11 protein-coding genes are annotated in these 14,904 nt (G+C 70.0%); 10 read left to right on the top strand and 1 reads right to left on the bottom strand.

Features of this window, described 5'->3' with window-relative positions:
- Window positions 1-14: 14 nt before the first annotated feature.
- From E6C64_RS07270 to E6C64_RS07255, 4 genes are all read left to right on the top strand, one after another.
- The gene (locus E6C64_RS07270) at window positions 15-1,157 is read left to right on the top strand and encodes an ArsB/NhaD family transporter (RefSeq protein WP_332908220.1); all 1,143 of its coding nucleotides are present in this window, start codon (window positions 15-17) and stop codon (window positions 1,155-1,157) included.
- 145 nt (window positions 1,158-1,302) lie between these two features.
- Window positions 1,303-1,878 carry a TetR/AcrR family transcriptional regulator gene (locus tag E6C64_RS07265; protein ID WP_233255515.1) on the top strand — a complete coding sequence of 192 codons (576 nt, stop codon included), beginning with the start codon at window positions 1,303-1,305 and terminating at the stop codon, window positions 1,876-1,878.
- A gap of 73 nt (window positions 1,879-1,951) precedes the next feature.
- Window positions 1,952-4,834 (top strand): MMPL family transporter, encoded by a 2,883-nt coding sequence (locus E6C64_RS07260; protein ID WP_136426959.1) that lies wholly within the window; start codon window positions 1,952-1,954, stop codon window positions 4,832-4,834.
- A complete protein-coding gene (locus E6C64_RS07255; RefSeq protein ID WP_158437771.1) occupies window positions 4,831-6,777 on the top strand; it encodes a YhgE/Pip family protein in 1,947 nt (648 codons plus the stop codon). Before E6C64_RS07260 ends, E6C64_RS07255 begins: the two co-directional genes overlap by 4 nt.
- A gap of 238 nt (window positions 6,778-7,015) precedes the next feature.
- Here the strand turns inward: E6C64_RS07255 and E6C64_RS07250 are convergent, their stop codons facing one another.
- On the bottom strand, window positions 7,016-7,885 hold the full coding sequence (locus tag E6C64_RS07250) for a sugar phosphate isomerase/epimerase family protein (RefSeq protein WP_136426957.1): 870 nt from the start codon (window positions 7,883-7,885) through the stop codon (window positions 7,016-7,018).
- A gap of 300 nt (window positions 7,886-8,185) precedes the next feature.
- Between E6C64_RS07250 and E6C64_RS07245 the strand changes: the two genes are divergently transcribed.
- The 6 genes from E6C64_RS07245 to mnhG are packed head-to-tail and all read left to right on the top strand — an operon-like array spanning window position 8,186 to window position 14,726.
- Entirely contained in the window at window positions 8,186-11,188 is a 3,003-nt protein-coding gene (locus tag E6C64_RS07245; protein ID WP_136426956.1) for a Na+/H+ antiporter subunit A, read from the top strand.
- Complete coding sequence (locus E6C64_RS07240) at window positions 11,185-11,736, top strand: Na(+)/H(+) antiporter subunit C (RefSeq protein ID WP_136426955.1); 552 nt, start codon at window positions 11,185-11,187, stop codon at window positions 11,734-11,736. Before E6C64_RS07245 ends, E6C64_RS07240 begins: the two co-directional genes overlap by 4 nt.
- Entirely contained in the window at window positions 11,733-13,388 is a 1,656-nt protein-coding gene (locus tag E6C64_RS07235) for a Na+/H+ antiporter subunit D (protein ID WP_136426954.1), read from the top strand. Before E6C64_RS07240 ends, E6C64_RS07235 begins: the two co-directional genes overlap by 4 nt.
- Window positions 13,385-13,993: a Na+/H+ antiporter subunit E gene (locus tag E6C64_RS07230; protein ID WP_136426953.1), complete on the top strand. Its 609-nt coding sequence runs from the start codon at window positions 13,385-13,387 to the stop codon at window positions 13,991-13,993. The genes E6C64_RS07235 and E6C64_RS07230 overlap by 4 nt, the downstream gene beginning before the upstream one ends.
- Window positions 13,990-14,331 (top strand): MrpF/PhaF family protein, encoded by a 342-nt coding sequence (locus E6C64_RS07225; protein ID WP_136426952.1) that lies wholly within the window; start codon window positions 13,990-13,992, stop codon window positions 14,329-14,331. Before E6C64_RS07230 ends, E6C64_RS07225 begins: the two co-directional genes overlap by 4 nt.
- Window positions 14,331-14,726 (top strand): monovalent cation/H(+) antiporter subunit G, encoded by a 396-nt coding sequence (gene mnhG / locus E6C64_RS07220; protein WP_136426951.1) that lies wholly within the window; start codon window positions 14,331-14,333, stop codon window positions 14,724-14,726. The genes E6C64_RS07225 and mnhG overlap by 1 nt, the downstream gene beginning before the upstream one ends.
- Window positions 14,727-14,904: the final 178 nt, after the last annotated feature.

The raw sequence follows: 14,904 nt of genomic DNA, 5'->3' as shown, positions 1-14,904 counted from the left end.
TTCAGCCCGTGCAGATGGCGGTGATCGGACTCGTTCTCCTCATCGTCGGCACCGGGGCCTCGGTGCTGCGCACCGGCTCGCTCGACTCGCTCGCGCCCGTGGCGGAGCGCGTGCTGCCGGTGCTCGTCTTCGTCGTCTGCATCACGGTCGTGGCCGAGCTCGCAGCGAAGGCGGAGGTCTTCCGCTGGCTCGCCGAGCGGGCGGCCACATGGGGCAGAGGCCGTGCCGTCGCGCTGTGGGGCCTCGTCGCGGCCATCGCCGTCGTCAGCACGGTGTTCCTCTCGCTGGACACCACCGCCGTGCTGCTCACCCCGATCGTGATCATCCTCGCCCGGCACGTCGGCCTGCCCGCCCTGCCGTTCGCCCTCACCACCGTGTGGCTCGCCAACACGGCGTCTCTGCTGCTGCCGGTCTCCAACCTCAGCAACCTGCTGGCCGCCACGCACATCGGGGGCGCAAGCGAGTTCGTCTCGCTGCTCGCCCTTCCCTTCCTGCTCTCGGTCGCCGCGACGCTGCTCGTGCTCGGGATCGTCTTCTTCCGCGACCTGCGCCGGAAGTACACGCCTGAACCGAGCGAACCGGTCGCCGATCAGGTGCTGTTCCTCGGCGCGAGCGGCATCGTGGTCGCCCTGGTTCCCGCGCTGGTCAGCGGCATCGAGGTGTGGATCCCCGCCCTCATCGGCGCGATCCTGATGATCGGCCTGTTCGTCTGGCGACGGCCTCGAGCCCTGCATCCGAACCTGATTCCGGCCGGGCTGGTGCTCTTCGCCTCCGGACTGTTCGTCGTCGTCGACATGGCCCATCAGCTCGGCATGACCGCGGTCACCTCCGTCGTCGCCGGCACCGGGACGGATCCGATCGACCTGTTCCGGCTGGCCGCCACGGGAGCTCTCGGCGCCAACGCGATCGACAACCTGCCGGCGTATCTGGTGCTCGAGCAGGCCGCATCCGATGATCCGCTCCGGCTCGCCGCGCTGCTGATCGGCGTCAACTGCGGACCGCTCATCACGCCGTGGGCGTCTCTCGCGACGCTGCTCTGGCACCGGTCGCTGGTCAGCATGGGCGTCTCGTTCGGCTGGGGCCGCTACATGCTGCTCGGGCTGGTGGCGGCGCCGGTGATCGTCGCCGCGGCGACCCTCGGACTGCTCGTGCACTGAGTGCTGATCCGCAAGGGCCTCGCGCGCTGACCATGTGCACGAAACCGGCATCAGGTGCGCGGAATTTCGAGCACATGGGGCCGGAACGTACACATTTGACCGAACGGTCAGGAATCTGACCGATCGGACAGGTAGGGTGCTCTGCGTGGTGAACACATCGGCGGAGGAACTGCGGCGCATCGCTCTGCAGCACTTCGCCCGCATCGGGTTCGCGGGCGCCTCCCTCAACGCGATCGCGGAGGAGGCGGGACTGTCGAAGTCCAGCGTCCTGTACCACTACAGCTCCAAGGAGGCGCTCCTCGCGGCCGCCGTCGAACCGGCCGTCGACCGGCTGGCCGAAGTCATCGAGGGGTTCACCCGCACCGGCCGCGGCGCGATGGACGACGAGTTCGTCCAGCGCTTCGTCGACCTGCTGCTCAGCCACCGCCTCGAGGTGCACGTCTTCATCAACCAGGGCCAGTCGCTGGCCGACATCCCCGCCATCCAGCGTGCGAACGCGCTCATCCAGCGGCTCGGCGACGCCGTCACCGACCACATCCCCACGGTCCGTGACCGGATCCGGTTCGGTGTCGCCCTCGGCGGCGCGGCGTACGTCCTGGTCGCGGCCGCCCAATGGTCGAGCGAGCCGCTCGATGACCTCGATGAGACCAGGGCAGCTCTCGTCGACACGATCACGACGCTGCTGGCGGACCTCCCTGTGAGTTCCGCCGCGACCGCGTGATCCACCCTCCTGATCCAGCACAGCACCGATAGCACCGCCCAAATAGCACCGCCCAATAGCACCGGGAGCAGCCGTGGCCACCGTCCTGTACCGACTCGGACTCTGGACGTACGCGCGCCCCTGGCGCGTGATCGTCGCCTGGGTGCTGCTGCTCGCCGCGATCGGCGGGGCTGCGCTCGGGCTCGGCGGAACGCTCAAGAACGCCTTCTCGATCCCCCGCACCGAGTCGCAGGAGGCGCTCGACCGGCTCGAGCAGGTCTTCCCGCAGACCGCGGGCGCGAGCATCCAGATCGTCTTCCAGGCTCCGGAGGGCGACTCGGTCCAGGACGAGCCGTACACGACCGCGATCACCGACACGATCGCCGCCGTCACCGAGGTGGACGGGGTCGCCGCCGCCACCGATCCGTTCTCCGAGTACGCGACGGACGCCATCTCGGAGGACGGACGAGTCGGGATCGGCCAGGTCACGCTCACGGATCAGCAGGACGACGTCTCGGACGAGACGATCGCCGCGATCGAGGCGACCGCCTTGATCGGCCGCGACGCGGGCATGCAGGTGGAATTCGCCGGATCCGTGCTGCAGGACACCGCCGTCGGCGTCTCGCCGATCGAAGGCCTCGGCGTGATCTTCGCCGGCATCGTGCTCGTGTTCACCTTCGGGTCGTTCCTCGCCGCCGGCATGCCGCTCGCCGTCGCCCTGCTCGCCGTCGGCATCTCCAGCCTCGGCGTGCTGGCCGCAGCGGCCTTCGCTCCGGTCTCGAGCGCGACCCCGCTGCTCGGCCTCATGGTCGGCCTGGCGGTCGGCATCGACTATTCGCTGTTCATCATCTCGAGGCACCGGAACCAGCTCGCGACCGGCTCGGATCCGCGGGAATCCGCGGGGACGGCGGTCGCCACGGCAGGCAGTGCGGTCGTCTTCGCGGGCGTCACGGTGATCATCGCGCTGCTCGGCCTGCTCATCGTCGGCATCCCGTTCCTCGCGGTGATGGGCGTGAGCGCAGCGGTGGCGGTGGCGCTCGCCGTGCTCGCCGCCATCACCCTGCTGCCCGCCCTGCTCGGCCTGGCCAAGGGCCGGCTCACGCCGAAGACCGGGTCCCGCGCGCACCGCCGTGCGCTCGCCGTGCTCGCCGAAGGCACACCGGAGGAGAAGAACTTCCGGCCCACGATGGGTGCCCGCTGGGTCCGGCTCGTCACCCGCATCCCGCTCATCCCGATCGTGCTGGTGATCGGCCTCCTCGGCGCCTTCATCGTTCCGGCTCTCAGCCTGCAGCTGGCCCTGCCCGACAACGGCGGCGAGCCCACCTCGACCACCCAGCGCAAGGCCTACGACATCGTCGCCGACGAGTTCGGCGCGGGCCGCAACGGTCCGCTGGTGGTGCTGGTGGACATCACCCAGACGACCGACATCTTCGACGACCTCGACGCGATCGCGGCTGAGCTCGAAGACCTCGACGATGTCGCAGCGGTCGGACCCGGCGTGCCCAACGAGACGGTCGACACCGCCATCATCCAGGTCATCCCCGAGGAGGGTCCGTCCGATCCGTCGACGACCGCCTTGGTCGAGCGGATCCGCGCCCTCGCCCCGAGCATCGCCGACCAGTACGGCACCCCGATCCAGGTGACCGGCGCCACCGCGGTGGCCGCAGACATCTCCTCCACTCTCGGCGGCGCGCTCGTGCCGTTCGCCGCGATCGTCGTCGGGCTCTCGGTGATCCTCCTGATGATGGTGTTCCGATCGCTGTTCGTTCCCATCACCGCGGCGCTCGGATTCGTTCTGTCGGTCGTCGCGGCGTTCGGCGCCGTCGTGCTCGTCTTCCAGGACGGCTACGGTGCGAGCCTGTTCGGCGCGACCCCCGGTCCGATCCTCAGCTTCATGCCGATCCTGCTGATCGCCATCGTCTTCGGCCTCGCGATGGACTACCAGGTGTTCCTCGTCAGCGGCATGCGCGAGGTGTACGTGCACACCCGCGACGCGCGATCCGCGGTCACCCAGGGCTTCACCCACGCGGCCCGCGTGGTCACCGCGGCTGCGCTGATCATGTTCTTCGTCTTCTTCTCCTTCGTGCCGGAGGGCATCGCTCTGCTCAAGCCGATCGCGCTCGGCCTGGCCGTCGGCGTCGTCGTCGACGCGTTCCTCGTGCGGATGACCCTGATCCCCGCGCTGATGGCGCTCGCCGGACCCGCGGCCTGGTACCTGCCGAAGTGGCTGGAGCGGATCCTGCCGAACGTCGACATCGAGGGCGAGAGCCTCACCGAGCACCGCGACGGCGCCGAATGGGCCAGCGGCCAGAGCGGCATGGTGCTCTCCACGGAGGGCCTGCAGACCCAGGCCTCGCTGTCGCCGGTGGACATCACCCTGATCAGCGGCGCCATGGCGCTGCTGGTCGGCGAGATCCCCGAGCGCCGATCGCTGCTCGCCACCCTGGCCGGCCGCCAGCATCCGATCGGCGGCCACGCCCAGGTGCTCGGCTACGCGCTGCCCACCGAGGCCGGTGCGGTGAGCCGACGCGTCGCCCTCCTCGAGGTCGAGCCCCATCTCGCCGAGGAGATGACTGTCGGCGAGCTGCTGCGCGAGCAGATCGAATTCGCCTCGCCCTGGTACCGGCTGGGCGGCCGTCGCGGCGCGGTCGGCCACTACGTCGACCGGGTCAACCGTGCCCTCGCGGGGGAGAACTGCCCTCCCATCGACGAGAGGGAGCTTTTCTCCCTGCTGCCGCTCGAGGCGCGAGCAGGCGTCGCCGTCGCGCTGGGAATGGCCGGCGGCGCATCCGTGCTCGCCCTCGACCTGGTCGACGCGGAGGGGGAGCAGCTCTCCCGCGTGCTGCGCCTCATCGACACGATCGCCCCGTCTCAGACGACCCTCCTCATCGGCACCGGATTGAACGTGCCGATCTCCCTCCGCTCGGGCAGACCAGCCCTCCCCGTCCGCCTCAGCCGAAAGGCGGTGCTCTCGTGAGCCTCACCCCACGCTCGTCCAGCTCCACGACCGCGGTGGTGGCGACATCGCCGTCCGTCCTCGCAGCGCCCAAGCGCCGTCGGCCGCTCGCCCTCGTCGCGCTCATCGCTGTCCCGCTGATCGTGGTGGGCCTCTTCGCCGGCGCGCTCGCCGCCGTCGGGCAGGACGACTCGCGCATCCCTGCAGCCATCGTGAACAGCGACGAGCTGATCACCCAGACCGCCGCCGACGGCACCGAGACCCAGGTGCTCGCCGGGCGGCTGCTGGTGACCGCGCTGACCGGCACCGACTCCGACGATCCCGCAGCGTCGACCTTCGACTGGCAGATCTCCAGCGCAGACGACGCGGCCGCCAAGCTGAAGTCCGGCGACGTCTACGCCGTGCTGACGATCCCGTCCACCTTCTCGAAGTCGATCACCTCGCTCTCCAGCGACGATCCGGTGCGTGCGCAGCTGACGCTCGAGACGGATGACGCGCACGGATATGTGACGGGTCCGCTGACCGACGCGGTCGGCGACGGGCTGGCCGCCATCTTCGGCGACCAGATCTCCCAGCAGTACATCTCCGGCCTGCTCGGAGGAACCGCCACGCTCGGCTCCGCCCTCACGGATGCGTCCGGCGGGGCGACACAGCTCGCAGATGGCGCGACGGCGCTCGGCGCGGGGCTCGGAACCCTGCAGTCCGGCGCCGCTGCGGCGGCCACCGGAGCGCAGACCTTCACGGACGGCCTTTCGGACTACACCGACGGAGTCGATCAGCTGAGCTCGGGCATAGGCGAGCTGAGCTCGGGCCTCGATCAGCTGAGCAGCTCGTCCAGCGGCCTCCAACAGCTCCCTGCCGGCGTCAGCCAGTACACGGGTGGAGTCAGTCAGTCGGCCCAGGGTCTCGCCCAGCTGCTCGCCGCATACCAGGCCGGCCAGCTCACGGATGCCCAGGTCGTCGCGAGCCTGCCCGCCATCTCTGCAGGCCTCGACCAGCTTGCGGCGGGCGGGTCCTCGCTCGTCGCGGGCGCCCAGGGAGCCGCGTCGGTCCAGTCGGCCATCGGGGGCATCGCGGATGGCGCCGATCAGCTCGCCGACGGCGCCGAACAGCTGTCCGACGGATCGGCGCCGCTCGTCTCGGGCGCGCAGCGGATCACCGACGGCATCGGCCAGCTGGCGAGCGGCGCCGGCCAGTCGGCATCGGGGGCGGACTCGCTCGCGGCGGGTGCGACCACCCTCGCATCGGGCCTCTCGGACGGCGCGGCGCAGATCCCGACCTACACCGATGAGCAGAAGACGCAGGCGGCCGATGTCGCCTCGTCGCCGATCACCCTGACCGCGGTCCGCAGCAACGAGGTGAGCGAGATCCCGCAGATCGTGTCGACCCTTCTCGTGCCGGCCGGGCTCTGGATCGGCGCGCTCGCCGTGTTCCTGGCGTTCGGCGCGCTCAGCCGCCGAGTGCTCGCATCGACCGCGAGCAGCGGACGGATCGCCCTCCGCACCCTCGCCCGCGCCGCAGTGCTCGCGGCCGGACAGGCGGTGCTGCTCGTCCTGCTCCTGCACGCCGTCATCGGCGTCCCGTGGGGCTCGATCGGCGCAACGCTGCCGTTCGCCCTGCTGATCGCCGTCGTCTTCTCGGCGATCCACGCCCTGCTCAGCGTCGCCTTCGGCCGCTGGGGACTCATCGTCTCGCTCGTGCTGCTCGCGCTCCAGCTGACCGCGACCGGTGGCCTCTATCCAATCGAGCTACTGTCGAAGCCCTTCCAGACGATCAGTCCGCTGCTGCCCGTCACCTCGGCGGTGAACGGCATGCAGGCGATCGTCACCGGAGCGGATGCCTCCGCGGTGTTCGCCGCCTGCACCGGCCTGATCCTGTGGGGCCTCTTCAGCGCACTGCTGGTGGTCGTCGTGGTGTCGCGCCGCCGGAGCGCGCGTGCGCTGGGGATCGTGGCCACGGCGTAGGTGGTGCCGTCGGGCCGCCCTTCGGGTGGCCGGCCCTGAATTCAGGACGTGATGACGTTTGCAGGAGGCATCCGGTAGGGAGGCCTGAGAACGTCACATCCGCCTGAATTCAGGAGAGCAGAGTGCGGCTCCGGCGGGAGGTCACCGGCCGAACGGGAGTTCTCAGGTCCCCAAGGCGTTGGAGCACCTGAATTCTCCCGATGGACCTGAGTTCTCCCGCCGCGGTCCGGTCAGTCCTTCAGCCTCGCGAGCCCTCAGTGACCCCACTCGGATCCGGGTCGCTGACCGAATCGCGCGCCGCATCCTCGGGCGCCTTCGCGGGAACGGTGTGTGCGCGGGCGAACTCCACGGTCTCCCGCAGCATCGCCATCCGCTTCTCGAATGTGCGTGCGGTGTGGGTGTGGATCTCGGCGACGAGCTGGCCGGTCCAGCCGGTGTCCGCCAGCATCTGCAGGGTCTCCGCCACGGGCTGCCCTCCGCGACCTGGGACCATGTGCTTGTCGGCCCCGGTGCCCTCGGGGGAGGAGGCGACGCTGTCGCAGAGGTGGATGTGGCGGAGTCGATCGCCCGCCTTCATCGCCATCTCGAGTCCGTCGCGGCCGGCCATCGCGGCGTGCGAGAAGTCGAGCGTCATGGCATCGACGTCCATCGCGATCGGATCGATGCCCGGGTTGTACACGCCGAAGCTGCCGCCCGCCACCCGCCAGGGGAACATGTTCTCGACCGCGATCTCGACGCCGTGCCGCGTCGCCGTCTCGCGCACGGAGCGGAGGAAGGTGGGCGCGTAGGCGCGCTGCCAGACGTACGGCGGATGCACGACGACCGTCTTCGCTCCGACCTCGGCCGCGAGGGCGGCGGACCGGTCGAGCTTGTTCTGCGGATCGCGACCCCAGACGAACTGGGTGACGAACAGACCCGGAGCGTGGATCGACAGGATCGGCAGCTCGTACTTCGCCGAGAGGGTGAGCAGGGTCGACGCTGTCTGCGTGCCCCGATTGGTCATCACCATGACCTCGATCCCATCGAAGCCCGCCTGCTTGGCCATCGCGAAGGAGCGCTCGAGGCCATACGGGAAGACGCAGGTGGTGCTCATGCCGATGGGGATCATTGGCGACACACTACGACCACAACCCGGTCGATTCGTGTCCGAATGCCCGACGTTTCCTCAACCCGTTCCCTTCCGTTCGGGGGCGCGTAACCGCGACCCCGTTCGCACGGCAGGAAACAGGGAATCCGGCAGACCGTCCGGGCATGCCGGTAGTGCTCGGTGCCGCGCTACGGGGGCGCGGCTTTGCGCCCCCGTTCAGGAGGTCAAGAAGCGAAGATCGGCTAAACTCGGAATTCGTGGCGCAGATCTGATCGGCTCCGCACGCGACGACCATTGGCCGCCTGACGTACGGGAGGAAGCATGCTCTTCCTCCTCGCCGCGTTCGGAATCGTCGCCCTCCTCCTCCCCGCGCTGACCCCGCGCCTGGGCACGAAGGTGTTCGTCGTGGCGGCGCTTCCCGCGATCGCCGTCACCGTCTATGCGGCCGTGCTCAGCCCCACAGTGCTCGGCAGTGGGGGCCGAAGCGGCAGAGACGTCGTCGAGTCGGTGCCGTGGATCCCCCAGCTCGATCTCACTCTCGACACCCGGCTCGACCCGCTGTCCTGGCTGATGACGCTCATCGTCGGAGGAGTCGGCGCACTCGTCCTGCTCTACTGCGTGCGCTACTTCACCCGGGACGAGGCCGCGCTCGGCCGCTTCGCCGCGATCCTCACCGCCTTCGCCGGATCCATGTACGGCCTCGTGGTCGCCGACGACGTCTACCTGCTCTTCATCTTCTGGGAGCTGACCACCGTCTTCTCCTACCTGCTGATCGGTCACTACACGCGGAGGCGAGCGAGCCGCGCGTCCGCGCTGCAGGCCCTGCTGGTCACCACTCTCGGCGGGCTGGCCATGCTCGTCGGACTGGTGCTGCTCAGTCAGCAGGCGGGCACATCGAATCTCACCGAGCTGATCGCCGCGGCGCCGAGTGGCCCGATCGTCACCACGGCCGTCGCGCTCGTGCTCGTCGGCGCCATCACGAAGTCCGCCATCCTGCCGTTCCACTTCTGGCTGCCCGGGGCCATGGCCGCACCCACGCCGGTCAGTGCGTACCTGCACGCCGCCGCGATGGTCAAGGCGGGCATCTACCTCGTCGCCCGCCTCGCCCCGGGCTTCGCGGACACTCCGGGCTGGCGGGAGTCGCTCGTCCTCCTCGGCGTCGTCACCATGCTCGTCGGCGGCTGGCGCGCGCTGCGCGAGACCGACCTCAAGCTGGTCCTCGCCAATGGAACCGTCGGACAGCTCGGCTTCCTCATCACCGTCGTCGGATTCGGCACCCGCGACGCCGCGCTGGCCGGTCTCGCCCTGCTGCTCGCGCACGCGCTGTTCAAGTCGACCCTGTTCCTCGTCGTGGGCATCATCGACCACGACGCGGGAACCCGCGATCTGCGCCGGCTGTCGGGCCTCGGCCGACGCTCCCCGGTCCTCGCCGGCATCGCGGTGCTCGCGGCCCTCTCGATGGCGGGGCTTCCGCCCACCTTCGGCTTCGTGGCCAAGGAGGCCGTGCTCACGGCCTTCCTCGACGCTGGGCTCGACGGGGAGATCTGGGGCTGGGTCGCGCTCTTCGGCGTCGGACTCGGCTCCATCCTCACGGTCGCGTACGCCGCGCGTTTCGTCTGGGGCGCCTTCGCCCGCAAGCCGGGCATGGCCGACACCGAGGTCGAGCTCGCCGAGCCCGCCTTCCTGGCGTCGCCCGCGATCCTCGCGATGATCGGCCTCCTGCTCGGGCCGCTCGCCTCCCTGGTCGACGGAATGCTCGCGCCGGCCGCGACGGGTCTGCCCGCGGCGGTTGGAGAGGACGAGATCGTCGCCACCGGCGCCCACCTCGCCCTCTGGCACGGACTCGAGCCGGCACTGGGCATCTCGGCGGTCACGCTTGCGGCCGGGATCGGCCTGTTCCTCACTCGCGACGCGGTCGCCCGCCTGCAGCAGGCGCTCACGGTCGAGTTCAGCGCGGCGGCCGGCTACCGTCACACCCTGCACGCGGTCGACCGATCTGCGGCACGGACTACCGCCTTCATCCAGCGCGGATCGCTGCCGTCCTACCTCGGCATCATCCTGCTGGTGCTGCTGGGCACGGCTGGCACAGCTCTCGCATTCGTCCGCGACTGGCCCGACGGCGTCTTGCCCTTCGACAGCCTCACCCAGGTCATCGTGGGCGTCGTCATGTCGGTGGCGGCCATCGCGGCGACGGTGGCAGCCAAGCGCTTCCAGGCGGTAGTGCTCGTCGGCGTGACCGGATTCGGCATGGTCGTGCTCTTCGCCCAGCAGGGCGCGCCCGACCTCGCCCTCACCCAGGCGCTGGTCGAGCTCGTCACCCTCGTCGCCTTCGTCCTGGTGCTCCGCCGACTGCCGGCACGGCTCGGCACCAAGAACGGCAGCTCGTTCCGGATCGGCCGGGCACTGCTCGGCATCGCCGTCGGCACGCTCATGGCCGTCGTCGTGGTCGTCGCGCTCGGTGCCCGCATCGCGGAGCCGATCTCGGTGGAGTTCCCCGACCTCGCCTACGAGCTCGGCCACGGCGCGAACGTCGTCAACGTCACCCTCGTCGACCTGCGCGGCTGGGACACGATGGGCGAGCTCAGCGTGCTGATCGCCGCGGCCACCGGCGTCGCCAGCCTCGTCTTCCTCTCCAGTCGCAGCGACCGGATGCCCGACTTCGCGCGCCGCTCCGGCCGTGGCCTCGCCAAGTCGCATCCGCAGCAGCCCATCGACGAGGGAGACCGCGGAGCCTGGCTGCTCGCCGGCCGAACCCTCGCGCCTCGGAACCGGTCCATCCTGCTCGAGGTCGTGGTGCGACTCGTCTTCCACGCCCTCATCGTGGTCTCGCTCTACCTGCTGCTCGTCGGGCACAACGCTCCCGGCGGAGGCTTCGCCGGGGGACTGGTCGTCGGGCTCGCCCTCGTCGCCCGCTACCTCGCGGCCGGGCGCCTCGAGCTCGCCGCGGCGGCGCCCGTGCATGCCGGCGCGCTCCTGGGCAGCGGTCTCGTCTTCGCGACCCTCACGGCCCTCGTCCCGCTGTTCTTCGGCGTCGACGCTCTCACCTCCACCTGGTTCGACCTCGACCTCGGCTGGTTCGGGAAGATCACCTTCGTCACCTCCACGCTGTTCGACGTCGGCGTCTATCTGGTCGTGATCGGGCTCGTCCTCGACGTGCTCCGCAGCCTCGGCGCAGAGGTCGACCGTCAGCAGGAGGAGGACGAGCGCAACGGCGAGAACGTCGACTCGGGCGCCCAGTCCGATGTCCGAGGGGACATCGAGGCGGCCGAGGACGCCTCAGGCGGAGTCCCCACTGAATCGACCGAGCCGGAGGCCGCCCGATGACCGTCTCGCTCGCCCTGCTCATCCCGATGGCCGTGCTCTACGCCTGCGGCGTCTACCTGCTGCTCGAGAAGAGCATGACCCGCGTCATCCTCGGATTCCTCCTGATCGGGAACGCGACCAACATCCTGCTGCTCATCACCGCCGGACGCCCGGGCTCTGCGCCCATCACCGACGGCGGCTCCGAAGAGCCCTATTCCGACCCGCTGCCCCAGGCGCTGATCCTCACGGCCATCGTCATCACCTTCGCGGTCTCCGCGTTCCTCATGGCGCTCGTCTACCGCTCCTGGAAGCTCGCCCGCGAGGACCAGCTCGAGCCCGACGCCGAGGACCTCGCGATCTCCACGCGCGCCGGCGCGCGGGCCGAGACACCGGAGGGAGCGGACGAGGACACCGACTTCCAGAGCGACGACCCGCTCGACTCGTCCGACCTGGACCCGGTGCTGCAAGGCGCCGGACGTCAGGACGAGGGCCGGTCCGCAACCGAATCGGCCGCGCAGGCCGATGCCGACGCCTCCGCCGAGTCGGGAGCGGAGGGACCGAAGCCGTGATCTCGCTCGTCCCGCTCGTCGTGCTGCTGCCGCTGATCGGCGCCGCGGCCGCTCTTCTCTCCAGCCGTCGGCCGATCCTGCAGCGCGGCATCACCGTCGTCGTCCTCGCCGCGGTCGCCGTCATCGGCATCGTCCTGCTGATCAGCGTCGACACCGGCGAGACCCTGGTGATGCAGGTCGGCGGCTGGCCCGCGCCGTTCGGCGTCAGCCTCGTGGTCGACCGGCTGTCCGCCCTGATGGTGTCGATCTCGGCGATCGTCCTGCTCGCGGTCCTCATCTTCGCCATCGGCCAGGGTCTCGCGGACGGCGACCAGGAGACTCCTGTCTCGATCTACCACCCCGCCTACCTCGTGCTGGCGGCCGGCGTCTTCAACGCGTTCATCGCGGGCGACCTGTTCAACCTCTACGTCGGCTTCGAGATCCTCCTCGTCGCCAGCTACGTGCTGCTCACCCTCGGTGGCACCGAGCCGCGGATCCGGGCGGGCACCACCTACATCGTGGTCAGCCTGCTCTCCTCGCTGCTCTTCCTGGCCGCCATCGCGATGCTCTACGCGTCCACCGGAACGGTGAACATCGCGCAGCTCTCCGAGCGGATCGGGGATCTCCCGGCGCAGGTGCAGACCCTGCTGCACGTCATGCTCCTCGTCGCGTTCGGCATCAAGGCGGCCGTGTTCCCGCTGTCCTTCTGGCTGCCCGACTCGTATCCGACCGCACCCGCGCCGGTGACTGCCGTCTTCGCCGGCCTGCTCACCAAGGTCGGCGTCTACGCGATCATCCGCACCGAGACGATCCTCTTCCCGAGCCCCGAGCTGAACAACGCCCTGCTGATCGTCGCCCTGCTGACCATGGTCGTCGGCATCCTCGGCGCCATCGCCCAGGCCGACATCAAACGCATGCTGTCGTTCACCCTGGTCAGCCACATCGGCTACATGGTGCTCGGCGTGGGGCTGGGCACGGCCGCGGGGGTGGCCGCGGCGATCTTCTACACGGTGCACCACATCGTGGTGCAGACGACCCTGTTCCTCGCGACGGGACTCATCGAGCGACGCGGCGGCACCACGTCGATTAACTCCCTCGGCGGGCTGCTCAAGGCGTCGCCGATCGTCGGCGTGCTCTACTTCATCCCCGCGCTCAACCTCGGCGGCATCCCGCCCTTCTCCGGCTTCCTCGGCAAGCTCGGCCTGCTCGAGGCTGCCGCTGAGGTGGGCACGCCGCTCGCCTACGTGCTGATCGGCGCCGCCGCAGTGGTCTCGCTGTTCACGCTCTATCCGCTCGCCCGCACCTGGAACCTCGCGTTCTGGCGGCCGCGCTCCGAGGTCGACAACTACGAGTCGATGATCACCGTGGAGCTGCACGATGACCCGTGGGCCGGGCGGGCATCCGGGGCCGTGACCGGATCGACGACGGCCACCCGGTCGCTGTCGGGCTGGATGGTGGGGGCGACCACCGCCATGGTCGCCGTCAGCGTCGGGATCACCGTGCTCGCCGGACCGCTCTACGCGCTGAGCACCCGTGCCGGGGCGGACCTGCAGGGCACCGAGCGCTATGTCTCGAGCGTGCTCGGCCCGAAGAGCGCCGAATCCCGGCTCGGACCCGACGGCGAGCTCGCCGACGACCCGTCGAATGTCCCCGCTGAGGAGGTGGCGCCGTGAGCGGATCCGACGCGGGGCGCGCCCGGCGCGGCGTCAGCGTCCGCCGGCACGGCGGCGAGCACGATCCCGACAGCCGTCAGCTGCTCAAGGAGCTCGGCCAGCAGTCGCCGCTGCTCATCACGCTGGTCCTCCTCTGGATGGTGCTCTGGCGGTCCTTCACGCCGATCGACCTGCTCGCCGGGATCGGCGTTGCGCTGCTCGTGACCCGGGTCTTCGAGCTGCCGCCCGTCCAGCTGTCCGGCCGCTTCAACCCGTGGTGGCTGCTCGTCTACCTGTTCTGGCTCGCGGTCGAGGTCGTCGAAGGGTCGTTCAGCGTCGCCGCCCGGGCGTTCGACTTCCGGCGCGTTCCTCGAAGCGCCGTGGTCGAGGTGCGACTGATCACCCGATCCGATTTCGCCCTCACCCTGATCGCCATCACCGTGTCCCTCATCCCCGGATCCCTCGTGCTCGAAGTCGATCGATCGAACTCCACCCTGTTCCTGCACGTCCTGGGCACCGAGAATCAACGGGACATCGAGCGGGCGAGGGAGCGGGTGCGCGTGGTCGAGCACCGACTGCTGCGAGCGATCGGATCGCGCGACGAGCTGAAGGAGAGCTCCCGATGACGATCGTCGGCGTGCTGCACGCCATCGCCGCGGTCCTGCTCGGCGCGGCCGCCGTGCTCATCCTCTTCCGCATCCTGCGGGGTCCGAGCATCCTCGACCGCATGGTCGCCTCCGACGTGCTCGTCTCGTCGGTCGTGCTCGTGCTCGGCGTCGAGATGGTGGTGAACCACCACGTCCGCACCCTGCCGATCGTGCTCGCGCTCTCGGGCACCGCAGTGCTCGGATCGATCGCCGTCGCCCGCTACGTGTCCAAGCACGACCGCGTCGAGGTGGTCGATACCGAGGGCGTGCCGGGGGTCGAGGAGATGGAAGAGCGCGCCGAGGGGAAGGTCGAGTGATGAGCGTCGGGGCTGTGGGCGTCGAGGCTGTGGATGTCGAGGCTGTGGATGTCGGGGCCGTCGATGTCGTCGCCGGCGTGCTGCTGGTGATCGGCGCGCTGCTCACCCTGGCCGCCGGGGTCGGACTGGTCCGCTTCCCCGACGCGCTCAGCCGGATGCACGCGGCCGCCAAGCCGCAGGTGCTCGGCCTGATCTGCGTGCTCCTCGCCGTCGCGCTCGAGTCGGGCAGCTGGCTGACGCTGCTGTTCATCGCGCCGATCGTCGTGCTGCAGCTGATCACCACGCCCATGGCGGCGCACATGATCGGCCGCGCGGGCTATCGCACCAAGAACTATCGCCGCAGCCTCATCGTGAGCGACGAGCTGCAGGACGACATCGATCGGGCGCAGTCGTGATGAGCGGCTCGGCGCGGACCGGTGCGGGGCGGACCGGTGCGGCGCGGTGCGCGGACGCCGTGCGCCACGCCTGGTTGATGTGCCTGCGATCAGGCATTTCCCATCGATGAGCATGCCGCCTCGGTAGACTCGAGCTGCCCGCCGGACAGGCGGGCCCATGGAACGGACAGCACCATCT

Source organism: Naasia lichenicola (assembly GCF_004801885.1).
GTDB lineage: Bacteria > Actinomycetota > Actinomycetes > Actinomycetales > Microbacteriaceae > Naasia > Naasia lichenicola.
Note: the sequence above shows the minus strand (reverse complement) of the source record. Positions and strands in the feature narration are given on the sequence as shown.